The following is a 22,960-nucleotide window of genomic DNA, read 5'->3' as shown; positions in this document are numbered from 1 at the left end:
CACTTAAATTATAGCACGTAAGAGCATATTTGTAAAGGAATCTCCAATTTTTTATCAAAAAGAGTACATGATTACAAAGTATCTGTAATCATGTACCAATATTTGTTATTTTACAATCTTCCAATTACTCCCGTTCTTTTCAAGTACCAAATCAAATTGAGATACCTGCGTTGCTTTGGTCTGCTGGTCGATATACTCCACTGTCAGCGATACCGTGACTTGATTATCCTTACGATTGTGAATAGGATTTACCAGTTCTTGAAAGATGTACTCTTTTCCGATTGGTTTTAATATCCCGTCATTCACATAGTAGGAAAGTTCACTGGCTGTCGCTGTAGGATAGAGCTTGAAGAACGTCGTTAAAAACTCATTGATTTCATTGGTTGTAATGGAATCAACCGTCCCCTCACTTTCAATGGCTTTTGGTTTATAACTTGATTTCTTAGGTATGTTGGTAATGGTCGGATTCTTAACCAGTACCATATTTCCAGAACCATCTACATAGACACTCACTATATAAGCAGAGTGGACGGTCTTTGTATTTTCTCCCTCTGTAATGAGCTGGTCTACACTGTAGGTTACATTAAACTCATTGTCGCCAGTTGGCTCTACCGTCCATATCTGAAATCCTCTTACAGAAGACGATACAGGAATATCTTTGCGTACTGTATCAACATTGAGAGCTTGAAGTTCATCTGTCAGATAGCCTTTTAGACTTTCCATTCGATTATCAATGGACTTATCGGATTGCTCCCATGAATAGTAGACTTTCGCAAAGTTCTCTACAAAATTTTCTACATGATGAGTATCAACGTATTCCTTTTCTATGATAGTTGTTTCGTGAATAGTATGAGTATCTATAGCTGTAAAGTGCTTGAATATCGCAAAGCTGAAACTAAGCCCTAAAAGTACCCACAAGGCAATCACAACCTTTTTATGAGGATTGACCTTATAGTAGACACGAGGTTTCTTTTCCTTTGGTATCTGTTTTTCTTTATTCTGATTTTTTCTAAATTTCATCATTAAATCTTCCTTTCTCATTGTTTGATTCGTCCTGCTCCCACTAAATGCTGTTGCCAGTAGGGGCTTGTTAAGTCGGCATAACCGATTGGGTCGCCTGCATGAAACATACGGTTATTGCCAAGGTATATCCCAACATGAGTAATATAAGAGCCAGCGTTATAGGTAGAATGAAAGAAAACCAAATCGCCAGCTTGTGCTTCCGATAGTGGGATATGCTGGGTCACATCATATTGCTGTTGTGCGGTTCGTGGTAAGTTAATTCCAGCTTTTCCATACGTCCATTGTGTCAGTCCGCTACAATCAAAAGAAGTAGTCGGGGAAGCTCCACCGTAAACGTATCGCCAGCCCTCATATTTCAGTGCTTCGTCCATGATGGCTTGTACCGTATCATCATCAAACTCTGTTGTGACAAGATACTGCGTTACCAGTTGCACATAAAACATATTGCCATAGTTGTATCGCCAGCCCCCATTGATAGGTATGGCTATGGGATTGGGGTAAGACACTTTTTCGCCACCTGAATACTCTTTTGAGAAACTTTGAGCCAGTTCAAAGGTATATTTATTTCCACGATTAGCCACATACCCTAAGAAACCACCACCATAATTGTAGGACTGGATAACCGATTCTAAATCTACACTGAGCCTTTCGCTACTGGCTAATAATTCACTGAAATACTTCACACCTTGCTTAATGGATTCTTCTGTACTCAATGAATTAGGTGGAAGACCGAGGGATTCCGAGGACTGCATAACATCTTCCGCAGTACCGCCCGATTCCACCTGTATAATCGCAAGAAGTATGTTGACATATTCTTCAACGCCATATTCTTTGGCATATTTTTCTACCATAGGCTTATGAGCCAGCACTTCTGCGGAAACATTCACACCTCCATAATGAATATTGGAAATTCCGCTGTCCTGTTCATCTGAAAATAAAATGGCAACAAACAGAAGCAGTGAGAAGACCATCAAGAATAATCCAGAACCACCAATCACTAAAGTTTTCAACTTCATGGTTTCTTACCGACTTTCTTAATGGTGGCGGTTTTGATTGGTGGTCTACTTCTTGTATTTTGTAGTGGTACTCTTTGAACAGTAGACGGACGTTCTTTTGTGATTGGATGTTGTGAAGTTCTATCTGCTGTAGTGGTTGAAGTTGCTGGCTTTTGAACGGTTTTTTCTTGAACGGTATTGCCTTGGTGTTCCACTTTTGGACTTGAAAAATCGGACTTAACTGCTGGACGCTCTTGTTTGGCTTGTTGAGATTCCTTATATGAAGTCTGAATATTAGACTGTTTTGAGGTCTGTTCATCATGATATTGTTCTTGTCTTGTAGTCGGTCTTTCATGAACAGAAGAAGCAGGCTGTTTTTTCTGTTTGACCTGTTCCATTTCAGAGCGACGCTTCGCAATGGTTTTTCGCCTTTGTTCCTGCTGTTCCTTGCGTCCACTGGCTCTGTCCGCTTTGGTTTGAGAAATACTACTGGTTAAATCACGGACATTCTCTTTTACTTTGGATTTTCCTTGATATACTGCATATCTTGCATTGGTCGGCAAATCTTTAACCTGTTCTTTCAAACCACTAGCAGTGTCTACCATTCTGTCTTTGGTATCAGCTACTGTACCGATGGTTTGACCGATACGTTTTCCAAGTGTTGATTTTTCCTTTCCGTCTGGTCGGGAGTGATCTGCTTGTGTCCTTGCAGAACTCCCCGAACCCGACTGTCCTTTTTTACCTGTAACAATGGCAGACCCAGCCCCTAGAGTAGTCATGGAACGTCCAAGTTTCCGCTGTAGACGGTGCATGTGAGCGTGCATAAGCATACGAGGTTTTCTCATCACACGACTTCCCACACTTTGAGAATCGTTACTCTGTAGAGAAAACATACTCATTAAATCGCCCAGCTTGAAGTAGATTCCTGCAAAGGTCACAATCTGTAGAAAAGCAATCAAAAAGAACGGATAACCAGCCGATAAGGTATAGAGCATGGTTGAAATACTAAATGCTGTCGTAATAATCAATGTGATTCCAGCTCGTGTCAAAATGGTATTAAAGAGCTTTGTTATGGCTCGTTTTGACATACCATCAAATGATGGAATCATGCTTAAAATAAAGCTCACAGGCAGAAACATAGCATAGATGATAAAAAGTACCTGCGAGAAAATCATGATTCCTGTTAATAGGAATACAAATATGGAAATCCCAATATTGAAGACAAATAGGAAGAAGACTGTACCTAAACGGTTAATGGTCTTTGTAATGGTTAGATTGGTATTGCTTCTGTCTTCAATTTCTTCCGCAACAATTTTTTCTCTGTCTTCGCCATTGTTGGAATCTGGGCTGGTGGAGAGCAGGCTTTCCACACGGTCAATACCGATACTTTCAATGTCTGAACTGTTGTATTGAAGCAGTAGCCACGGTTGCTGAACCTGTATGGAAAACAGGCTATCTCTGATTAAGTCCACGCTGTCCTTGCCTTGACTATCGGAATGGGGCATGACAATCTTCGTGCCAAGTGATAAACTGGCATTACTGATGTCTGATGAAAAGTCATTGATTTTTTTAATGTAGTCGGGAGCGTAGGCAATAAAGGAAGCCGATAGGATAAACACCAGCACAAAATTCATAATGGCATGAATTGCCTTTGTGGTTTCTCTCTTTATCAGTCCCGTATAGGCAACATAAACCCCAAGAACCAAAATCAAGAGTAAGAGGAATCCGACATAGAAACCCTCTGTTGAAAATCCGTTTGCACTCACACCAGCTAAGGTCTGCATATTCTTACCAATGGAATCTGCTGTAGCGGAAATGAAGTCTAAGGAATAGGCTTCCTGTACTAAGTAACCTGTCGCATTGGAAACATACAAACTGATTGTCCAAATAAAATTGGTAATGGCATATAGTCCATACATGACCTGTTTTCCAATCCCGTCCGACCAGTTCCACGGAAGCCAGCCCCAGCTATTATCCACATAAAAATCCAGTTGATAGTTTTCAAGTGGGTATCGGCTGTATTCATTTGCCACATTGACCGTATCATCTACCAAGCCCGCAGCTTGAACCACCGTTCCCAGCATGGCTAAAAGAAAAATGGCAATCACAAGTGTGAAAGCCACTGTCATTGCCACTTTACCTAGACGTTTCAGCGTCCAGTTTGATTTTATTCTGTTTACTATTGATGGTTTCACATTTACACCTCTTTTCGCACAGGTGGTCTGGTATCAAAGGCATGGAGCAGTTCTTCAAATACAGGGTGGAACTGTATCACACCGACACGACCATATAAATCACTGATAAGGCATTGCCCGTTTTCCAAATCACGCAATCGCTTCTGATTGTTTTCGTCCTCTGGGTCTACACCAAAAAAGGCTAAGGTCTTTTTAATCTCGTTAAGGTCAGTGGAACGAAATGCAAATTTTAAGCCGAGGTTATTTTTCAGTTTTTCATCTAAGAGGTCGTCTGTATTTTGGGTCACGAAATATACCCCAGCGTTCATAGCACGACCAGCCCGAACCAGCTTCATAGATAGTGTTTTTCCTTGTGCTACCTGTAAAAAGCTCCATGCTTCGTCTAAATCTACAATCTTGAAAATGCTTCGGTCTGTATGGATAAAGTCTAAAGCAAAGGTACTAATGACAATCAGCATAGCAACGGATAAAAGCTCCATAGTGGTATATTCCTCAAAGGAAGTTTCCTTGTCGGGAAGTACCAAGTCCGCAACCTGTATAATGTTCAGTTGTTTTTCTAAGCTGATAGACTGCTCCACATAACCATTACTGAATAATAAATGTGCAAAGTCATAGTCTGTAAAACTTTCGATATGGTCGGCTATACTGGTACTTAGTGGCGTATTCTCAACCCGTAATTCCTCAATCACTTTCATCAACCCTCGTACTTCACTATTGGTTACTGCACGAATGGCTTTTCTAAGGATTGGGAAGCGTTCCCCATCACGAGAGGAAATCCCCGTAAGGAATGTCAGAATATCAATAGCCAGTGATTCAGAATCTTTGGGATTTTTCATAATCACATAAGGGTCAAGTAAGCCTTTGTTTTTCTCATCAGAAGTCAGAGTGACGATATTGATTTCATGGGAAATCTCTGGCAAGGTTTCTTTCCATCTGCCACGTTCTGCTTTTGGGTCTACAATCACTGCTTGTGCCCCATAAAGCACCGCATAATAGACGATAAGGTTATTCGCAAAGGATTTACCACCACCCAGCGAACCAACAAAAGCCGACGCTAACGCATTGGTTACTGAACCCTTAACCCCTTGACTGGCAAGAGCAGGTTTCAGATAGACATTGCGTCCAGTATCTAAGCTGTAGCCAACATAAATCCCCTCATTTTCCCCCAGCATTTGAGTAGCACCAAAACCTAAACCAGCGAGGAAATCAGAGGTCACGTATTGAATATAATCATTCATATAACGCTTGCTGGCAGGTAAAAATTCTTCATGTAAGCCGAGCATATCCCCAAATGGTCGTACCAGTTTTACGCTTAAATCGTCATAAAAATCTTTCACTTCATTACAACGACGTTTGAGTTCGTCAAGATCATTTGCTGATACCCTTACCACATAAGACAGCTTGTACATAGATTCCTTGCTTTGGTCTAAATTGGTTTCCAGCTCATTCACACTTTCCAGAGCTTCCGCCACATTGGAGCTGGTTTCATTATCACTTTGCCAAGCGTGGTTATCCAAGTCTTTCAGTTCTTTCTTTTTATTGCGGACAGTAGATAGGGCTTTACGATTCGCTACAATTTCCACATTCATTGACGTATCAATCGGGAATGTAAATTGCTGTTGCTGGTAGTAGAAGATTTCAGAGGACGGGAAGTCCAGTTCTCCGACAATGCTGTTAATGGTAAAGTAAGCTACATAGACGGTTTCATCTTCCTGCTGGATTTTCAAATATCGCTGTTTTTCTTCCACCAAACAGCGAGTAGGCTTAATCAAGTCATAGTATTTAATCAGCGTTTCATTATCCAGCTTTTTCTTTGATAGATGGTACTCATACTCTTCATAGGCAGTGCCTGTCTGTCCGTAAAGGTGTTCAATCAGATAGCCGAAGTCGTCCTTATCTAACCTGCGGATTTTGAAACGACGAGAGATTTTATTTTCTAAGAGCTTTTCCATCTTCTGAAAACGCAGGATTTCATCATTACTCATACTAACAAAATCGCCCATCAGCTTATGGTTCACATCATAGACAAAATCAGACAAAGCATTTTTTGCTTCAACGGTAAGACTTTTCATAGAAAACTCCTGATCGTTGAGAAGCAACTTAAAGCCGATAAAGAAACGGTAGTTCACTTGATTTTCGCCAATCATGGATATTAAAGCGTCTGTCTGTTGGTCGATTTTGTCATAGGCAACCGCTTTGAGCTTGCCAGTGACTTCATTTTTGGAACGCTCTTGTGCAGAACGTATGCTGGATTCTGTACTGATTTGTAAAGCATGAATTTTGCCATCACGATTTTGTGCGATAAGCTGTCTGAAAGAATCATGCACTTGTATTTTCTGTTCTGGACTTAGAAATGAGTAATTGTAAGGAACAAGCTCATAGTAAGCATAACATTCCCCGTCTTTATTCCAGACGAGATTGTTTTCAATGTATTTAATTGGATATGCCATAAAATTCACTCCTAACTGCTGTAATGGCTTCTTGTGGCTGGTTTCTGCCAAGCGTTACTTTTTTTCCTGCATAGGTCAGCTTTGGTCGCAGTGCATAAGCAATGACAGACTTCAAAAATCCATAAGGCTTTTTACCATCAAAAGTTTTTGTAGACATAAACCATGTGAAAGCCACAGGAATCCCAAAGTATTTGAGAAATGCTCCCTCTATCATGGAAAGAGGGGGCAAGTTGCCAAGTATCATCACTGCAAAGAGTGACACGACAAACCATGTCATTTGCGTAAAGGTTATGGGAAACGGAAGTCTAAAATCATTGATAGAATACAGTACCTTTTCCACAGACCAGATACTGGTATAGCTTCGTATTTTCTTCATGTAATCAATCCTTTCATAAAAAATAGGGGTAGCTGATTGAGCCACCCCGTAAAATAGAAAATCTGCCAGTAGTAATGTACCGACAGATTTAATAGACGATTTCAAAAATCCCATGATTGGTTGAGATAAACGTTCCTGAAAGGTCTAAATCCCGACCATAGGCTTGATAATCAATATAGTTTTGAAGACTAGCTGGTACTTCGCCTAAAGCACCCGTTTCTTCAATGTAGTAGCGTGCCACGTCATACATATCATCACAATCGGAATGAATGATAATATCCTCTTGATGTTCGCTTAGTTCTTCAATGCTTGAAAAATGAGTGAGCAGAGCAGATAGCTCCGATTGTAATTCTTCGGGTAATTCCGATACCATTTCCCATAGTCGATTGAGTTCGCCAATGGAAGTGTATTCGTCAACCGTAAAGGGTAACTCGTAGTCATGAATGGCGTATTCCTCATATTCATCATTCAAGCCGATTTTCTCTTTGACTTCCTCAAAGTCAATGGGAAAGGTAAACCACGCACCGACCAATTCGCCCTCATTGTATTTGCCTAAATTCGCAATATAGACTTGCATATCGTCCATATATTCACGTCCTTTCTTTGTAGAGATTCAAAAATCCCTACCGCACTTCGTTTGGTGTACCATTCCTTTGCGGAACATAAGAAAACCACTTATATTCCACAAAAGAACGGTTTTATTTAAGCACCAATAATGCGATTGAATAGCTCTAGTAAAATGTCTTTTACTCCAGCAGCGTTGAAGACTAAGCCAACCGCAATAATCGCAATAATTAAAAAGCCAATCAGTTTGCTAAACTCACGCTTGAAGCCAAGATACAAGCCAATCACAACGATTGCTAAAAGCACCAGTGATTGAGCGTTTGATAGAAACCAGTTATAAAGGTTTTGTCCAAAATTCATAAAAATGTTCTCCTCTCTATATTCAATGAATTTGTATTTGAGTTATTTTTTTGTTGTTATCACGTCCTGTTCTTTTACTGACTGTTGCTTCAAAATCTGCTTGTGTCGGTCTGTCAGTTTCGCATGGTCGAGAATGTCTTTTACAACCTGCGTCTGGTTGATTTCATCAAGTTTAATCGCAACCTTTAAGGTCGGGGCAACTTGATGAGATAGCCAGTTCAGCGTCCTTTGGAAGGAGTAAGGCTCTGGTTTTGTGGTTAGTTTTAATCGTTCACGATTGTTCCCAATAAACCAAGCCCATTCTTCATTCAGTTTCCAATCAGAACGAGGTTTGGAATCGTCTTTATCTACAAAACGGATATACCGATTGATAATTTTAAAGGCGGTATGCTCTGGATTGTCATAGACGAGTAAATCACGGACTGCATAATAGGCACGCTCATTTTTCAATCGAATCTCAAAACGGTTTTTTACTTCTGCGTCTTCAATGGGAATATCATTTTTCTTGTACTGCTCGTAGTCCTTTTCATAGATACAGAAATAAACTTCACTTTGTAATGAACCGATATAGAGGGTGTTTCCCATACATTCCTTTTCCTCTTTGCGTACCAGTTCGCCACTGCGATAGCTTTTAAAACTGCGGAAGACGGAGATACATTCTTCCTGTTGGCACTTTTCAGTGAGTACAGGGATATTCAAAATCCCTGTCTTATCGTTAATGGCAAGGTCAAGGCGTTTCATCACACCGCCAGCCACCAAAACGTCCATAAAGAACTCATACCAGCTTCTTTGTTGTGCCAGAAGATAGCTTTCAAATTGTCTGCACCCACGACCTTTCAATTCCACCAGAACTCCTTTGTCCAGTTCATGGGAGCAAAGGACGAATATGTCGCCTAAAGCATAATGCTCTGAATAAGAATAGAAACCATAGTCCTCATGAAGAAAATAGGACAGTTTCAGTTGTAAGATGTTTTCGACCACCTGCTGTACGTCTGTTGTCGGAAAGCGAATCCTTACATAATCAAACAGCATTTCAAGGGGAGCGTCGGGATTGAAGCGTTCCAGAGCTTCCCAAAGGGACTGCTGTAAATCCTCTGATGGCTTGACTTTTCCTGTTTCAATATCGCTTAGATACTGCCTTGTAATACCAGTCGCAACAGCTAAACGGTTTTGAGATAGTCCATAAGCCAAGCGTTTTTCTTTTAAATGCTGTAACCAAGTTTGTTCATTCAGTAAAAATCCCTCCAATCAAAAAGGCGTATGTCAACTTTTAAAGCCCATTTGACATACGCTGAAATTTTGTAAATCCCTTGTAACCAAAGGATTTTCTAATGTTTTTTTGACTGTTTCCTGTCGATTTGTACCCCCCTGTTAGATACGGGGGGTTAAGTGCTGGCGTGGCTATTGCCACACCAGCCAGCAAGATCAGTCCACACCTGCGACTTCCGCTTCGCACGTCGCCTGCGTGGACTGTCTGCTGTTGGATAACTTTTTAATTTCCTCCAAGAAATCATATCCTTTTGGTACAAGGGGAGTATAAAACTCTGATATGACACTTGTTCCTACATCAACATAGCCACGACCTTTGATTCGCTTTAAGAAGAAATCCTTTTGTACGTCACTGCCAAACATCATGCCATAGCCCATTTCAGACATACGACCTAAAGCCACTCTGAAATTAAACTGATCACGGATTCCGTCGCCTAAATATTTTGCGTCTGGACGTTGACAAGCCAGTATTAGAAAGAAGCCAGCTTGACGACCTAACATGACAATCTGTTTCAGCTTATTCATAACTGCGGTGTTTTCTTTTGTTCCCAGCATTTCCATGAAAGCGACGTATTCATCAAAGATTAAGAAGTGTGCCGGGAGACCTAAGTAAGCATAATTTTTGCCAGTCTTATAGTTCTTCATCTGCTTCATTTCCTCACTACGTTTCATCATTTCTTCATAGAATGTTTCAATGCAAGAAAGCAAGTCTTCTTTTCTATAGTAGACATTTGCCATCACAGAACCTAAGTCCGCAAGGTCAGCATTTTTCGGGTCAAGAATATACAGTTTTGAATCTGTATGAAGCAAGGCTTCAATCAGTGTCAGTATAAAGTAAGTTTTACCGCCACCTGTACCACCAGCAATCAACATATGAGGGAGCTTATCATATTCCCACCATACGTTTTTCATTAAGCGAAGTTTACCATCTTTAGCTTCTACTTCATCAATAGAAATACGACTGGCTATGGTGTCATAGAGCAAAGTATATTCCACATAGGAATCCTTTAACTCTTTATCCGTCAGCTCACAGTACAAGCCACTCTCTAATTTCTTTTCCAAGTGTAAGAGTTGGTCTTGATATTTTCCCAGCGTGATTTCCACCCGTATCTGTATCAAGCCATTTTTAAGTCGATAATACATTTTAGGGAAGTAGGTTATCTTTTCCTTTGTACGACCAGCACTATCTTTAAAGAAACCCTCTGTTTTGACCTGTTCAGATTCATACCACTTGTTTTCAAGTATCATCTTTGCCAGTTTTTGACGGTGGTAAAGTTGTTTAACCGTATCATAGCGAACCCGTTTGAATACAAACGCTACCAGCAAGCAGATAAGAATTGCGACACTGAAACTGATAATTAAATAGGGAATGTCAATCTTATCTGCTTGTGATAGGTTAAAATCCTGCCAGTTGATCTGCTGGATTGTCTTCACATGAAACAGTCCGACAACCAGCAGGAAAACAGGCAGGAGTGACGCTATCGTAAAATGAAAGACTAAATCTTTACCAGATGGGCGAATCCTTTTACCACGCTGTTTCATGCGAAAAAGTCTCCTTTCTACCTAGCGACTATTTGTCTTGTGTCGGTTCTTTCTTTGCTTGTGGTTGAGCTTTGAATGAACTAGAATCCTTTGTCAGCACAATATCGTCTGCCTTGATATACCAGTCAACATCTGCTCCTTGATAGGTGGCAGTAGCAACGGTGTCCGCAATGGGATTGATAAGTTCCACCCGTGCGTTATAATCAAACTCTTTCAAAGGCACGCTGGCAGGAATACTTACTTGAATCATGCGTCCTTGTCCTTTGGATTTTAAGTCATAGGTACGTTCCTTGATTTCATCTGAAACCGACCCGTCTTCATTTTGGATTCTCACTTCACGACGTAGAGCAGAGAATTTCAATTCTCCAAAAGTCGTGTCTTTATCTAATACAATGCCATTTGCTAATCTCATCATTTTTCCTCTCTTTCTTTATTCTTTTATCATGTCGTCAGCATGTAAAAGGTAATTTGTAAAACCACGAGTGCCGATTTTGTAGCCCTCTGCGGTAATACGTGGATTGACTAACTTCACACGTTCCTCAAAGCCGAAATGTTTTTCGCCAGCTTCAGCAGGAAGCACCACCACAATATCATCTGCTCTTTGAACATCAGAATAGAGATTATAGCTTCTTGATAAGACAGTTAGCCGTCCGTTGATTCTTCGCTGAACGACTTTATCCTCGCCAGCAAATTCTAAATTGCCGAATGTTTTTTCCATGTTGGGAATCACAAATTTAAGTTCCATATTTTTACCTATCCTTTCTTTTTTATTGGCTGAATGAATGTTTGATGGTCTTAAAGAGTGGGGAACGACCTTTTGATTCTTGATTTTTTGTTTTCATAAGTTCACTTCCTTTCAAAATCGGGTAAAAAAATAGACACCTCATTTTTTGAAGTGTCTACCTATTAAATATTCAAATTTTATTGGAAGTATCTTTATATCTTCACTTTTCAAGGATAAATCGTCGTATCAAAGCTCATTCATAAGTAGTAAATTAGTAGTAAATTGAGTGGTTTTGACCTTGATAAAGTGTGATAAGTCCAGTTTTTATGCGGATAACTAGATTTTTATGCTATTTTTATATAAAAAAATTTATATAATTGTTTGAAAACACAAACTATAAATGATAAAATGGTATAAAATAACAATATAATAAATATTTTAATAATTTAGGAGAATATAGAATGAAAAGAATAGTTTTGACTTCTGTTGTTTTACTCTCGTTGCTGACATCAGTTGGTTGTTCGAAACATAAGGAAGAGGCAAAAGTAACTGAACCTGTAACGACTGAACAGACCACGCAGGATAATACAAAATTGTACAAGGATGCTGGTTTACTTACTTTTAGAAACGAAAAGCAACTTGAACTTGGAGAACTGGATTCCAAATCTCGTGCAACCTATGCTCATATTCAGTTGAAAGATAGTGATGAGCCTAAAGAAAAGAGAGAAGCTAAATTAACCTTTGATCCAGTTGGTTGGCATAACTATAAATTTTATTATGGTGATGGTACAAAGGAAGCCTGGTTAATGAATCGCGGTCATTTAGTTGGTTATCAATTTAGCGGACTAAATGATGAAGGTCGCAATCTAGTTCCTATGACAGCCTGGTTAAATACAGGGGCCTTTACTGGAACGGATGACAAAAATCAAAGTAGCATGCTCTATTATGAAAATGGACTTGATTCATGGCTTGCAAATCATCCAAACTATTACCTTGACTATAAGGTGACAGCTGTCTATAAGGATAATGAATTGATTCCAAGACAGATTATCTTACAATACGTAGGAATTGATAAGGATGGAAATTTGCTTGAAATTAAATTAGGTAGTAGCAAGGAAAAAATTGATAAGTATTCCGTAACCCATGTCGCCTTGGATAACGTTTCAGCCAATGCTGAAATAAATTATGCAGATGGTACTGCAAAGAATACGGTCAAGTCAGCTGAAGAACGCGCTGCAGAGCTTAAGGCAGCCGAGGAAAAAGCCAAGAAAGAAGCTGAAGAAAAAGAAGCACAAGAAAAAGCTAAAAAAGAAGCAGAAGAGAAGGCTAAAGAAGAACAGAAACAGCAGGAAACTGAAGCACCAGCACCAGCAGAAGAAGAATCACAAAGTAGTAATACAGGTGGCTACTTTAGAGATAGAAAAGGAAGATGGCATCGACCAAATGGAAAGTTTGCCTCTAAAAAGGAAATTAGAGAAGCTGGATTGCAATGGTGATAGTTTTCTCAAGTTTATATAAATCAGAATAATCACAGTCAAAAAGCCGTTGGAAAACGGTTTTTTGTTATAATTAAATTAAGATTCATAGATAACAAAGGAGAAAAACATGACATTTGAAGAAATTTTGCCTGGACTAAAGGCTAAGAAAAAATATGTACGTACTGGCTGGGGTGGGGCTGAAAACTATGTCCAGCTTTTTGATACCATCGAACAAAATGGGGTCGCCCTTGAAGTGACACCCTATTTCCTCATCAATGTATCTGGTGAAGGGGAAGGTTTTTCCATGTGGAGTCCGACACCATGTGATGTCTTAGCGACGGATTGGGTGGAAGTCCATGACTAAACGTGTACTCATTACAGGCGTTAGTTCAGGGATTGGTCTGGCTCAAGCTCGACTCTTTTTAGAGAATGGTTATCAAGTTTTTGGTGTGGATAAGGGTGAAAAGCCTGCCTTACAAGGTGACTTTCACTTTCTACAACGTGATTTAACACTTGACTTAGAACCTATTTTTGATTGGTGCCCTCGAGTCGATATTCTTTGTAATACGGCAGGTGTTTTGGATGCCTACAAGCCCTTACTAGAACAATCCGCCCAAGAAATTCAAGAGATTTTTGAAATCAATTACGTAACTCCAGTAGAGTTGACCCGCTATTATTTGACACACATGCTGGAACATAAACATGGGATTATCATCAATATGTGCTCCATTGCTTCAAATCTAGCAGGCGGTGGTGGTCACGCCTATACCTCTTCTAAACACGCCTTGGCTGGATTTACCAAGCAGTTGGCTCTAGACTATGCTGAAGCTGGTATTCAGGTCTTTGGCATCGCACCAGGTGCAGTTAAGACGGGTATGACGGCAGCTGACTTTGAACCAGGTGGTTTGGCGGACTGGGTAGCTAGTGAAACCCCCATCAAACGCTGGATTGAGCCAAGTGAAATTGCTGAAGTTAGCCTCTTTTTAGCAAGTGGAAAAGCGAGTGCCATGCAGGGACAAATCCTGACTATTGATGGTGGTTGGTCTTTGAAGTAATATAGTTGATACTCAGTTGATATGTAGAGGTATACTATGAAAAGAGATGAGTTTGGATTTGTCTTGCCCAATCTCTACTGTCAGTTTTTATCAGAGTGGGAAGAGATTGCCCCCTATGAAATTGGAGATTCAGGCATCTGTTTGTATGCCAAGAAGGATCTCCAGGAGCGTAATGAGACTTATCTGATTGGGTATCAGAGTATCCGGATGTCGTGGAAGACAGTGATGTCTATCCTGCTGATGCATCGGAGCAAGATCTCCAGCTAGTCTACTATGGAGAGCAGTTGATTGATGTCCTTGCAGTCGCACTTGAGGAAAAACCAGATGCAAGTCTCCAAGACTTAGTCGAAGCTTTGAATTATTATAATCAGCATGATAGTTTTATGCCCTTTTGAACCCTAGTTACAAAGCTAGAATGTTGCAGTTCCATTGATAATAAAAAAGGAGTTAAGAAATGATAGATTACGAAAACATAAATGAAAAAATTGCCCCTTTTAGCCTGCTTGTATATGATGAGGATCCTAAAAATGTTCGAGGCTCGCTCATTTATTACCCTGATGGAGAATACAGACAGGAAGTGTTTGATACTCGAGAAGAGGAGGGATTTGAAGGAAATGGCTACGATTGGGAATCGCTAGCTTTGGTATTTTTGGAGGGAAAAATGCCTGAATTAAGCGATGCTATCGACTTTGATCCTGAAGGAAGTATGTTTTGCGCCTATTCTTCCAAGGTGGACGCTTTGGCTAGATTTGCTCTTGGCTTTAAAGAGTTTTGTGATGATATCAACACTATGAAAGACTTGTTCAGTCGAGCAGAGTTGGATTAGTTGACTAAAATCTCTTTAAATTTTTAAAAAAAGAATAGAAAGGATTTCAAATGAAGCTACCAGAAGTAGTTGAACAAATGGAAAAACATCCAGATCTACATCTCTATTTAGATAAAATTTTAAAAAAGAATAAGAAAACCCAAGCTAGCTATCTCGAGTCGCTGAATCATCTGGCCTATCTACTTTATCTGGATAGTCAAGAGGAAATGTCTAAGAAATTATTGGAGAGTGTCATTCAAGTCCCATTTGAAGGAAATTATAACACTTGGACCTTTGTTGATAGTTCTCTGGTTTTATTGGCCTATATGGAAAGAGAAACAGAAAATAAGCTATCTGCCTATAAAAAACTCCTTTTGTCTCCGTTAAAACAAGGGGAGGAATCCACTCAAAAAATAAGAAGGAGAGTTCATCAGAGATTTTTAAATGGTGATAGCTTGGAGCAAAAGCTTGCAAAAATCGAGCAAGCTTCAAGTCCTGAATCGGAAATGGAACGCCGTTTGCTATACTTGACAGATTTATTGAAAATTCACCTCTTTATTGCTGAGTCAACGTGTGAAGAGACAGATATCCAAGCAAGAATCGAAGAGAATATAGAGATACTAAAGAAGTATATTAAGGAGCATGAGATCTATAGCCTCTTTCCTTTTAAGGGATAAGGTGTTCTAGCAATCTTGGACTTTTAGAAAGAGTGGAAAATGGAAATCAAACATCACTTTGGTGTCTACGGAATCTGTCTTCAAGACGGGAAATTGCTTTGCATTGAGAAAACGAGAGGGCCTTATCAGCATCGTTTTGATTTACCTGGTGGTAGTCAGGAACTCGGTGAGGGTTTGACAGAAACCCTCAAGAGAGAAGTTCTGGAAGAAACAGGATATACACTTAACAGTTACTCAAATCCTAGGATTTATGATGTGCTGGTTCAAGAAGAAGGGCAAGACTTCGCAGTACATCATATCATGGCCTTTTATGATATAGTACTTGATTTAGAAGGCTCTCAAAAATCCCTTCCTCATGAAGTTCTTGATGGAAGTAACGATTCAGCAAAGGCAATTTGGCTTCCTCTTGAGCAAATTACCCAAGAAAATGCCTCACCCTTAGTATTGAAGGTGAAGGCAGAGTTATTAGGATTTCCAGAATTAGAACGGACAAGCTATAGTAATTGGAAGGTGAAGTAGGGGGATAATGGAACTATTTAAAACATGGAAGAAAAATATGGTTTTCTATGGTCTTAAATCTCAAATCGGAACTGTCTACCGAAACAGTGATAGGACAACAAGCTTTTATGATGTTGGGAATTTTCTATACCTAGCAGGAGAGTTGAATTCCAGATTTTGGGAAGATTTTGTTAGGCAATATGGTTTAGATTATAAGATTATTATTTCAGAAAATACCAATTGGCAAGATTTTCTGCATCAGAAAGTGGAGCTAATTTCTTTTACTCGCTATTCTTTTAAGGATAAGGCAAATTTTCAAGTTGAATTTCTAAATGATCTAGTTAGTCATTTAGAGGAAGGTTACAATATTGTGCCTATTGATAATCATATTTATAACTGCTTTTTTGAGGAAGAATGGTCACAAGATTTAAAGGGAGATTTTGAGTCCTATCAGGATTTTTCTTTAAAAGGTGGATTTGGCTTTGTGGTTCTTAAAAATAAAGAACTGATTGCTGGGATTTCCTCAGGGTTAGTTTACCGTGGAGCAGTTGAAGTGGAAGTTGCAACTAGACCAAACGAACAAGGAAATGGCTTTGCTAAAAAGCTTGGTGCTGCAATGATTCTAGAGAGTTTAAATAGAGATATGTTTCCTCTTTGGGATGCTCATAACGAGGCTTCCAAAAAAGTAGCAGAATTTTTAGGATATGAGTTAGTTGAACCTTATGAAGCTTTTGAACTAGATGAAAGCGTCATATAATGATATCTGATATTGTATCTTTTAAGACGAGGTGAATGGACATGCAAAATCAACTGGCTCTTAGTGGCGAAAAAATTCTTGAAAAAATTTACCCACAACTATTTCATCATGTTGGTATGATTCGTGGCGAATACTTGTTGAGAGAGCTCAATCAAAACATCCTGTTACCAAGTTGTCAGCAATTTGTAAAAGATTATTTAGACACTATTTGCCATTTGTACTCAGATGAAGAAGTCTGGTATCGCTTTTCAGAGTTAACAAATGCAGAAGCAAATAGTCTAGACGGGACTAAAGAGTATTTTGACGAACGCCACCCCTTATTTGGATATAGAGGGACTAGGCGTTTATTGGCGTGTTCAGATGAATTTCAGGCTGAGGCACATGTCGTTACAGAAGTTTATCAAACCAATCCCAATCTGTCTGTTATTTTTCCTTTTGTCAATGATGCTGAACAGTTAAAACAAGCTATTAGAGTATTGCGCCAGCATTGTTTTACTGGAAAAGTTGGAATAATGATTGAATTACCGTCAGCGTATTTTGACTTAGACAGGATACTGGAAACGGGTATTTCAAAGATTGTAGTGGGAATGAACGATTTGACTTCATTTATTTTTGCGACTGTAAGAAACAGTCAATGGCATGATATGGAAAGTCCCATTATGTTAGAAATGCTGAGACAGATGCAGGATAAGGCAAGGATGAAAAAGATAGATTTCGCTGTAGCAGGCTATCTGAATCCTTCTTTCATACAAAAAATGAATCAGATGGGGATTGAGTGCATTATCCACTACAGTTCTATTCCAGAGATTTTTAATTTAGAGATTGACCATCCAGATCATCTCAAACGTGTAAAAGAAGAAAGTAAAAAAATACAAAGGAGCAACCCATGACACCGCAAGAAATGTGGAATGCCTACAAGAAAATCAACCTCTCTATCGGAGATGAGATAGATGCCTGGGCCTTTGGAGTGGATCCAGACCTTTTAGCGGAACTGGTCTTTAAAGGCGAAAAAACAGCGACAGCCTCAGCTTACGACCTCTATGCACTAGAGGACGAACCCCTTCCACAAGAAGGGACCTTTGATGTTATTTTAGACAGTAAGGATCAAGCTATCTGCATTATTGAAATTACAAAGGTTTCCGTTCAGCCTTTCCATCAGGTTTCAGCCGACCATGCCTACAAGGAAGGTGAGGGAGACAAATCTTTAGCCTATTGGCGTCAGGTTCATGAAGACTTTTTCAAAGACTGCTTAGGAGAAACAGGTCTGACTTTTACACCTGACAGCAAGGTTGTTTTGGAAGAATTTCGCAAGGTCTACCCTCTCTAGACTACTAGTAAGAAGAAAGTTTTGGAAATCACCGTCCAAAGCTTTTTTCTGACTTAAAATATGATAAAATAGGTATGTTTGAACTAGAGCATATGCTCATAAATTTAGAATAGGAGAATATGATGCAAGCAGTAGAACATTATATCGAAAAATTTGTTCCTGAACATTATGATTTGTTTTTAGACTTGAGTCGTGAGACTAAGACGTTTTCAGGAAAAGTAACTATTACTGGTCAAGCTAAAAGTGACCGTATTTCCCTTCACCAAAAAGACTTGGAAATTGCTTCTGTTGAAGTAGCAGGTCAAGCTCGTCCATTTACAGTTGATAATGAAAACGAAGCTCTTCATATCGAACTTACAGAAGCAGGTTCAGTTGATTTGGTCATCGCTTTTTCAGGTAAGATCACAGATAACATGACAGGGATTTACCCATCTTACTACACAGTTGATGGAGTTAAGAAGGAAGTCTTGTCTACTCAGTTTGAGAGCCACTTTGCCCGTGAAGCCTTCCCATGTGTGGATGAGCCAGAAGCCAAAGCAACCTTTGACCTAGCTCTTCGTTTTGACCAAGCAGCAGGCGAAATTGCCTTGTCAAACATGCCTGAGATTAACGTTGAAAACCGTAAGGAAACTGGCATCTGGAAATTTGAGACAACTCCACGTATGTCCTCATACTTGCTAGCTTTCGTTGCTGGTGATTTGCAAGGGGTAACTGCTAAAACTAAAAATGGTACTTTGGTAGGTGTTTACTCAACCAAGGCCCATCCACTTTCAAATCTTGATTTCTCATTAGACATCGCTGTTCGCTCAATCGAGTTTTACGAAGATTACTACGGAGTCAAGTATCCAATTCCTCAGTCTCTTCACATCGCCCTTCCTGACTTCTCAGCTGGTGCTATGGAAAACTGGGGTCTGGTAACTTACCGTGAAGTTTACTTGGTTGTTGATGAAAACTCAACCTTTGCCAGCCGTCAACAGGTAGCTCTTGTCATTGCTCACGAACTTGCTCACCAATGGTTTGGTAACCTTGTAACTATGAAGTGGTGGGATGACCTCTGGCTCAATGAAAGCTTCGCGAATATGATGGAATACGTCTGTGTGGATGCCATCGAGCCAAGTTGGAATATCTTTGAAGATTTCCAAACAGGTGGAGTACCTCTGGCTCTTGAACGCGATGCGACGGATGGCGTTCAATCTGTTCACGTTGAAGTCAAACACCCAGATGAAATCAATACTCTCTTTGATGGAGCTATCGTCTATGCCAAAGGAAGTCGCCTCATGCACATGCTTCGTCGTTGGTTAGGGGATGCTGATTTTGCCAAAGGTTTGCATGCTTACTTTGAAAAACACCAATACGGAAATACTATTGGTCGTGACCTTTGGAATGCTCTCGGACAAGCATCTGGTCGTGATGTAGCAGCCTTCATGGATTCTTGGTTGGAGCAACCTGGTTATCCAGTCCTTACTGCCACAGTTGAAAATGATGTTTTGAAGATTTCACAAAAACAATTCTTCATCGGTGAACACGAAGATAAAAACCGACTTTGGGTAGTGCCACTTAACAGCAACTGGAAAGGAGTACCAGATACTCTCGAAACTGAAAGTATCGAAATTCCTGGCTATGCAGCACTTCTTGCTGAAAATGAAGGAGCACTTCGTTTCAACACTGAAAATACAGCCCACTACATTACAGACTATCAAGGTCAATTACTTGATGCTGTGCTTGCAGACCTAGTAGAACTTGATAACACAAGTAAACTTCAAATCGTCCAAGAACGTCGTTTGCTTGCTGAAGCAGGGCACATTTCTTATGCAGACTTGCTTCCAGTAGTGGATCAATTAGCACAAGAAGAATCTTATCTCGTTGTTTCAGCAGTTTCACAAGTTATCGGAGCGCTTGATCGCTTTATCGATGAAGGAACAGAGGCAGAAAAAGCCTTTAAAGCCCTTATTGCTAAACTGGCTCGTTACAACTATGACCGTCTTGGCTTTGAAGCTAAAGAGGGTGAATCTGATGAAGATGAATTGGTTCGTCAATTGACAATTTCCATGATGATTCGTTCAAATGACGAGGAAGCCAGTCAAGTTGCTAGCCAAATTTTCGAAGCCCACAAGGATAATCTTTCAGGACTTCCAGCAGCTATTCGTTCACAAGTTCTCATCAATGAAATGAAACACCATGAGACTAAGGAATTGGTCGCAACTTATCTCGATCTTTATACTCATGCCACAGATGCCGCCTTTAAACGCCAATTGGCAGCTGCTCTTGCCTACAGTACAGATGCGGATAATATCCAAACCTTGATTGCTTCTTGGAAGGATAAATTTGTGGTGAAACCTCAAGATTTGTCTGCATGGTATTATCAGTTCTTAGGTCATCAAGCAACCCAGGAAACAGCGTGGTCTTGGGCGCGTGAAAACTGGGCTTGGATTAAGGCTGCTCTTGGTGGAGATATGAGCTTTGATAGCTTTGTTATTCTGCCTGCCCATGTATTTAAGACAGAGCAACGCTTGACAGAATACAAGGCCTTCTTTGAGCCACAACTTTCTGACCTTGCCCTTAGCCGTAACATCGGTATGGGCATCAAGGAAATCGCAGCACGCGTTGAATTGATCAAGCGTGAAAAAGCGGCAGTTGAAGCAGCTGTTGCTCAATATAGCAAAGCTTAAGGATTCTAGTCTAACTAGATTACAAAAACTCAACTTTCTATTGGAAAAACAAGGGAAGTTGAGTTTTTTTTAAGATATTTTTGCTATAATAGGTATAATAAGGAGGAATTTTTGATGATCAAGATTCTATTAGTGGAAGATGACCTAGGCCTGTCAAATTCAGTCTTTGACTTTCTGGATGATTTTGCGGATGTCATGCAGGTTTTTGATGGAGAAGAAGGTCTTTATGAGGCTGAAAGTGGTGTTTATGACTTGATTTTATTGGACTTGATGTTACCTGAAAAAAATGGATTCCAAGTCTTGAAAGAATTGCGTGAAAAAGGTATTTCGACTCCTGTTCTGATCATGACAGCCAAGGAAAGTCTCGATGACAAAGGTCATGGATTTGAGCTTGGGGCAGATGATTATCTAACAAAACCATTCTACCTAGAAGAACTCAAGATGCGTATTCAGGCCCTGCTTAAACGTTCTGGTAAGTTCAACGAAAATACTCTTTCTTATGGTGATTTGACTGTAAATCTATCTACCAATGAGGTTAGAGTTAATGATACTGTTGTTGAACTATTAGGTAAAGAATTTGATCTCTTGGTTTATTTCCTCCAAAATCAAAATGTTATCTTACCCAAAACCCAGATTTTTGACCGTTTATGGGGATTCGATAGTGATACAACTATCTCTGTCGTAGAGGTTTACGTATCAAAAGTTCGTAAGAAATTAAAGGGATCAGTCTTTGCTGAAAACCTCCAAACCTTGCGTAGTGTTGGGTATATTTTAAAACATGTTTAATAAATTTAAAAAGAATTGGTATGCGGAGGATTTCAGTTATTTTATCCGTAACTTTGGAGTATTTACTCTGATTTTCTCTGCTATGACCTTGATTATCTTGCAGGTTATGCACTCCAGTCTCTACACCTCAGTAGATGAGAAGCTTCTGTCTCTCAGTGGCAATCCTCAAGATGTCATCCAGTTGGCTGTCAATCGAGCAACAGATGAAGTCAAAGATCTCAATAGTCAATCCGTTCCTCCATCAACGGATAAAAAACCAACGGTCAGTTCCAATACAGAAGTGATATTGCTAGATTCAAATTTGAATCAATTAGTGACTGGCAACCGCTTTTTAGGTCTTGACAAGATTACTTTTAATAAAAAGGATTTGAATCATATTCGACAACTTCATGTTCAGAATAGTTACGGTCAGGACGAGATTTACCGAGTGATTCTATCTGAAATAAATATCGATTCTGTCTCGACCAATATCAAGTATGCAGCAGTTTTGATGAATACCACTCAGATAGAGCAAATCAGTCAAAATCATGAGCAATTAATCGTGGTAGTCATGGCTAGCTTCTGGATTTTATCCATCCTTGCCAGCCTTTATCTTGCGCGTGTTAGTGTAAAACCCTTGCTTGAGAGCATGCAAAAGCAACAGAGCTTTGTGGAAAATGCCAGTCATGAGTTACGAACTCCATTGGCTGTTCTCCAAAATCGTCTAGAGACTCTTTTCAGAAAACCTGAGGCAACCATTATGGAGTCAAGTGAGAGTATTGCCTCCAGTCTAGAAGAAGTTCGGAACATGCGCTTTTTAACGACTAATCTACTTAATTTAGCTCGTCGTGATGACGGCATTAAACCGGAGTTAGGAGAGGTAGAGCCGGATTTCTTTAACACAACCTTTACCAACTATGAAATGATTGCTTCTGAAAATAATCGTGCTTTTCATTTTGAAAATCGAATTCATCGGACCATCATAACAGATAAGCTGCTTCTTAAGCAACTGATGACTATCTTGTTTGACAATGCTGTCAAGTACACAGAAGAAGAAGGAGATATTCATTTTGTCATTGCTACGACGGAGCGTAATCTCTATTTGTCAGTAGCTGATGATGGAATTGGTATTTCTGCAGCAGATAAAAAGAAAATTTTTGATCGCTTTTATCGGGTTGACAAAGCTCGTACTCGCCAAAAAGGTGGCTTTGGGTTAGGTTTGTCCTTAGCTAAACAGATTGTTGATGCCTTAAAAGGAACCATCAGTGTTAAGGATAACAAACCTCATGGTACGATTTTTGAAGTAAAAATCGCCATTCAAACACCATCCAAGCGTAAAAATAAATAAAAAAAGGCTGTGACTTAGAAAGCGGTAGACCAAGTATCGCTTTTCTAGTCGCAGCTCTTTAGCTATCGTAGAAAAAATAGGTC

24 protein-coding genes and 1 pseudogene are annotated in these 22,960 nt (G+C 39.7%); 13 read left to right on the top strand and 12 right to left on the bottom strand.

Features of this window, described 5'->3' with window-relative positions:
- Nucleotides 1-105: 105 nt before the first annotated feature.
- The 12 genes from M1R56_RS07780 to M1R56_RS07725 all read right to left on the bottom strand — a co-directional run bounded on the left by M1R56_RS07780 (nt 106) and on the right by M1R56_RS07725 (nt 11,519).
- Nucleotides 106-1,041, bottom strand: coding sequence for a conjugal transfer protein (locus M1R56_RS07780; protein ID WP_001863540.1), 936 nt, complete (start codon nt 1,039-1,041; stop codon nt 106-108).
- Nucleotides 1,038-2,039, bottom strand: a complete 1,002-nt coding sequence (locus M1R56_RS07775; protein ID WP_000769868.1) for a bifunctional lysozyme/C40 family peptidase — start codon at nt 2,037-2,039, stop codon at nt 1,038-1,040. Before M1R56_RS07775 ends, M1R56_RS07780 begins: the two co-directional genes overlap by 4 nt.
- Nucleotides 2,036-4,213, bottom strand: a complete 2,178-nt coding sequence (locus M1R56_RS07770) for a YtxH domain-containing protein (protein WP_248035503.1) — start codon at nt 4,211-4,213, stop codon at nt 2,036-2,038. Before M1R56_RS07770 ends, M1R56_RS07775 begins: the two co-directional genes overlap by 4 nt.
- Nucleotides 4,214-4,215: 2 nt before the next feature.
- The gene (locus M1R56_RS07765) at nt 4,216-6,663 is read right to left on the bottom strand and encodes an ATP-binding protein (RefSeq protein ID WP_000331160.1); all 2,448 of its coding nucleotides are present in this window, start codon (nt 6,661-6,663) and stop codon (nt 4,216-4,218) included.
- Entirely contained in the window at nt 6,647-7,039 is a 393-nt protein-coding gene (locus M1R56_RS07760; protein WP_000723888.1) for a conjugal transfer protein, read from the bottom strand. The genes M1R56_RS07765 and M1R56_RS07760 overlap by 17 nt, the downstream gene beginning before the upstream one ends.
- An 88-nt stretch (nt 7,040-7,127) precedes the next feature.
- Nucleotides 7,128-7,625, bottom strand: coding sequence for an antirestriction protein ArdA (locus M1R56_RS07755; RefSeq protein ID WP_000342539.1), 498 nt, complete (start codon nt 7,623-7,625; stop codon nt 7,128-7,130).
- Nucleotides 7,626-7,741: 116 nt separating this feature from the next.
- The gene (locus M1R56_RS07750) at nt 7,742-7,963 is read right to left on the bottom strand and encodes a hypothetical protein (protein ID WP_001009056.1); all 222 of its coding nucleotides are present in this window, start codon (nt 7,961-7,963) and stop codon (nt 7,742-7,744) included.
- A 42-nt stretch (nt 7,964-8,005) separates the two neighbouring features.
- A complete protein-coding gene (mobT, locus tag M1R56_RS07745; RefSeq protein WP_000398284.1) occupies nt 8,006-9,211 on the bottom strand; it encodes a MobT family relaxase in 1,206 nt (401 codons plus the stop codon).
- A 22-nt stretch (nt 9,212-9,233) separates the two neighbouring features.
- On the bottom strand, nt 9,234-9,386 hold the full coding sequence (locus M1R56_RS07740; protein ID WP_000879507.1) for a hypothetical protein: 153 nt from the start codon (nt 9,384-9,386) through the stop codon (nt 9,234-9,236).
- A gap of 2 nt (nt 9,387-9,388) precedes the next feature.
- Nucleotides 9,389-10,774, bottom strand: a complete 1,386-nt coding sequence (locus tag M1R56_RS07735) for an FtsK/SpoIIIE domain-containing protein (RefSeq protein ID WP_000813488.1) — start codon at nt 10,772-10,774, stop codon at nt 9,389-9,391.
- Nucleotides 10,775-10,802: 28 nt separating this feature from the next.
- Entirely contained in the window at nt 10,803-11,189 is a 387-nt protein-coding gene (locus M1R56_RS07730; protein WP_000985015.1) for a YdcP family protein, read from the bottom strand.
- Between the two features lie 15 nt (nt 11,190-11,204).
- A complete protein-coding gene (locus tag M1R56_RS07725; RefSeq protein ID WP_000420682.1) occupies nt 11,205-11,519 on the bottom strand; it encodes a YdcP family protein in 315 nt (104 codons plus the stop codon).
- A 440-nt stretch (nt 11,520-11,959) separates the two neighbouring features.
- On the opposite strand from M1R56_RS07725, the gene M1R56_RS07720 reads away from it, so the two are divergent.
- The 13 genes and pseudogenes from M1R56_RS07720 (at nt 11,960) to M1R56_RS07660 (ending at nt 22,877) form a co-directional block, all read left to right on the top strand.
- On the top strand, nt 11,960-12,994 hold the full coding sequence (locus M1R56_RS07720) for a DNA/RNA non-specific endonuclease (RefSeq protein ID WP_248035501.1): 1,035 nt from the start codon (nt 11,960-11,962) through the stop codon (nt 12,992-12,994).
- A 109-nt stretch (nt 12,995-13,103) separates the two neighbouring features.
- Nucleotides 13,104-13,340: a DUF2829 domain-containing protein gene (locus M1R56_RS07715; RefSeq protein WP_000141913.1), complete on the top strand. Its 237-nt coding sequence runs from the start codon at nt 13,104-13,106 to the stop codon at nt 13,338-13,340.
- Complete coding sequence (locus M1R56_RS07710) at nt 13,333-14,031, top strand: 3-oxoacyl-ACP reductase (RefSeq protein WP_248035499.1); 699 nt, start codon at nt 13,333-13,335, stop codon at nt 14,029-14,031. The genes M1R56_RS07715 and M1R56_RS07710 overlap by 8 nt, the downstream gene beginning before the upstream one ends.
- A 36-nt stretch (nt 14,032-14,067) precedes the next feature.
- Nucleotides 14,068-14,426 (top strand): annotated as a pseudogene (locus tag M1R56_RS07705) (hypothetical protein).
- A gap of 59 nt (nt 14,427-14,485) precedes the next feature.
- Nucleotides 14,486-14,857: an Imm51 family immunity protein gene (locus M1R56_RS07700; protein WP_248035496.1), complete on the top strand. Its 372-nt coding sequence runs from the start codon at nt 14,486-14,488 to the stop codon at nt 14,855-14,857.
- Nucleotides 14,858-14,907: 50 nt separating this feature from the next.
- A complete protein-coding gene (locus tag M1R56_RS07695; protein ID WP_248035494.1) occupies nt 14,908-15,513 on the top strand; it encodes a DUF6707 family protein in 606 nt (201 codons plus the stop codon).
- Nucleotides 15,514-15,552: 39 nt separating this feature from the next.
- Entirely contained in the window at nt 15,553-16,032 is a 480-nt protein-coding gene (locus M1R56_RS07690; RefSeq protein WP_248035490.1) for an NUDIX hydrolase, read from the top strand.
- 7 nt (nt 16,033-16,039) lie between these two features.
- A complete protein-coding gene (locus M1R56_RS07685) occupies nt 16,040-16,768 on the top strand; it encodes a GNAT family N-acetyltransferase (RefSeq protein ID WP_248035489.1) in 729 nt (242 codons plus the stop codon).
- 41 nt (nt 16,769-16,809) lie between these two features.
- Nucleotides 16,810-17,658: a putative PEP-binding protein gene (locus M1R56_RS07680; RefSeq protein ID WP_248035487.1), complete on the top strand. Its 849-nt coding sequence runs from the start codon at nt 16,810-16,812 to the stop codon at nt 17,656-17,658.
- Complete coding sequence (locus M1R56_RS07675) at nt 17,655-18,095, top strand: ASCH domain-containing protein (protein ID WP_248035484.1); 441 nt, start codon at nt 17,655-17,657, stop codon at nt 18,093-18,095. The genes M1R56_RS07680 and M1R56_RS07675 overlap by 4 nt, the downstream gene beginning before the upstream one ends.
- Nucleotides 18,096-18,217: 122 nt before the next feature.
- Nucleotides 18,218-20,764: a M1 family metallopeptidase gene (locus M1R56_RS07670; RefSeq protein ID WP_248035481.1), complete on the top strand. Its 2,547-nt coding sequence runs from the start codon at nt 18,218-18,220 to the stop codon at nt 20,762-20,764.
- 114 nt (nt 20,765-20,878) lie between these two features.
- Nucleotides 20,879-21,550: a response regulator transcription factor gene (locus M1R56_RS07665; RefSeq protein WP_000590624.1), complete on the top strand. Its 672-nt coding sequence runs from the start codon at nt 20,879-20,881 to the stop codon at nt 21,548-21,550.
- A complete protein-coding gene (locus tag M1R56_RS07660) occupies nt 21,543-22,877 on the top strand; it encodes a HAMP domain-containing sensor histidine kinase (RefSeq protein WP_248035479.1) in 1,335 nt (444 codons plus the stop codon). The genes M1R56_RS07665 and M1R56_RS07660 overlap by 8 nt, the downstream gene beginning before the upstream one ends.
- Nucleotides 22,878-22,960 lie beyond the last annotated feature (83 nt).

This window comes from Streptococcus sp. oral taxon 431 (assembly GCF_023115445.1).
Classification (GTDB): Bacteria; Bacillota; Bacilli; order Lactobacillales; family Streptococcaceae; genus Streptococcus.
This window is presented reverse-complemented; position numbering and strand designations above follow the sequence as displayed.

Coding starts and splice junctions, on each gene's coding strand:
- M1R56_RS07780 (WP_001863540.1), bottom strand. CDS start 1,041: ATGAGAAAGGAAGATTTAATGATGAAATTTAGAAAAAATCAGAATAAA.
- M1R56_RS07775 (WP_000769868.1), bottom strand. CDS start 2,039: ATGAAGTTGAAAACTTTAGTGATTGGTGGTTCTGGATTATTCTTGATG.
- M1R56_RS07765 (WP_000331160.1), bottom strand. CDS start 6,663: ATGGCATATCCAATTAAATACATTGAAAACAATCTCGTCTGGAATAAA.
- M1R56_RS07760 (WP_000723888.1), bottom strand. CDS start 7,039: ATGAAGAAAATACGAAGCTATACCAGTATCTGGTCTGTGGAAAAGGTA.
- M1R56_RS07755 (WP_000342539.1), bottom strand. CDS start 7,625: ATGGACGATATGCAAGTCTATATTGCGAATTTAGGCAAATACAATGAG.
- M1R56_RS07750 (WP_001009056.1), bottom strand. CDS start 7,963: ATGAATTTTGGACAAAACCTTTATAACTGGTTTCTATCAAACGCTCAA.
- M1R56_RS07735 (WP_000813488.1), bottom strand. CDS start 10,774: ATGAAACAGCGTGGTAAAAGGATTCGCCCATCTGGTAAAGATTTAGTC.
- M1R56_RS07730 (WP_000985015.1), bottom strand. CDS start 11,189: ATGATGAGATTAGCAAATGGCATTGTATTAGATAAAGACACGACTTTT.
- M1R56_RS07725 (WP_000420682.1), bottom strand. CDS start 11,519: ATGGAACTTAAATTTGTGATTCCCAACATGGAAAAAACATTCGGCAAT.
- M1R56_RS07720 (WP_248035501.1), top strand. CDS start 11,960: ATGAAAAGAATAGTTTTGACTTCTGTTGTTTTACTCTCGTTGCTGACA.
- M1R56_RS07715 (WP_000141913.1), top strand. CDS start 13,104: ATGACATTTGAAGAAATTTTGCCTGGACTAAAGGCTAAGAAAAAATAT.
- M1R56_RS07710 (WP_248035499.1), top strand. CDS start 13,333: ATGACTAAACGTGTACTCATTACAGGCGTTAGTTCAGGGATTGGTCTG.
- M1R56_RS07700 (WP_248035496.1), top strand. CDS start 14,486: ATGATAGATTACGAAAACATAAATGAAAAAATTGCCCCTTTTAGCCTG.
- M1R56_RS07695 (WP_248035494.1), top strand. CDS start 14,908: ATGAAGCTACCAGAAGTAGTTGAACAAATGGAAAAACATCCAGATCTA.
- M1R56_RS07690 (WP_248035490.1), top strand. CDS start 15,553: ATGGAAATCAAACATCACTTTGGTGTCTACGGAATCTGTCTTCAAGAC.
- M1R56_RS07685 (WP_248035489.1), top strand. CDS start 16,040: ATGGAACTATTTAAAACATGGAAGAAAAATATGGTTTTCTATGGTCTT.
- M1R56_RS07680 (WP_248035487.1), top strand. CDS start 16,810: ATGCAAAATCAACTGGCTCTTAGTGGCGAAAAAATTCTTGAAAAAATT.
- M1R56_RS07675 (WP_248035484.1), top strand. CDS start 17,655: ATGACACCGCAAGAAATGTGGAATGCCTACAAGAAAATCAACCTCTCT.
- M1R56_RS07670 (WP_248035481.1), top strand. CDS start 18,218: ATGCAAGCAGTAGAACATTATATCGAAAAATTTGTTCCTGAACATTAT.
- M1R56_RS07665 (WP_000590624.1), top strand. CDS start 20,879: ATGATCAAGATTCTATTAGTGGAAGATGACCTAGGCCTGTCAAATTCA.
- M1R56_RS07660 (WP_248035479.1), top strand. CDS start 21,543: ATGTTTAATAAATTTAAAAAGAATTGGTATGCGGAGGATTTCAGTTAT.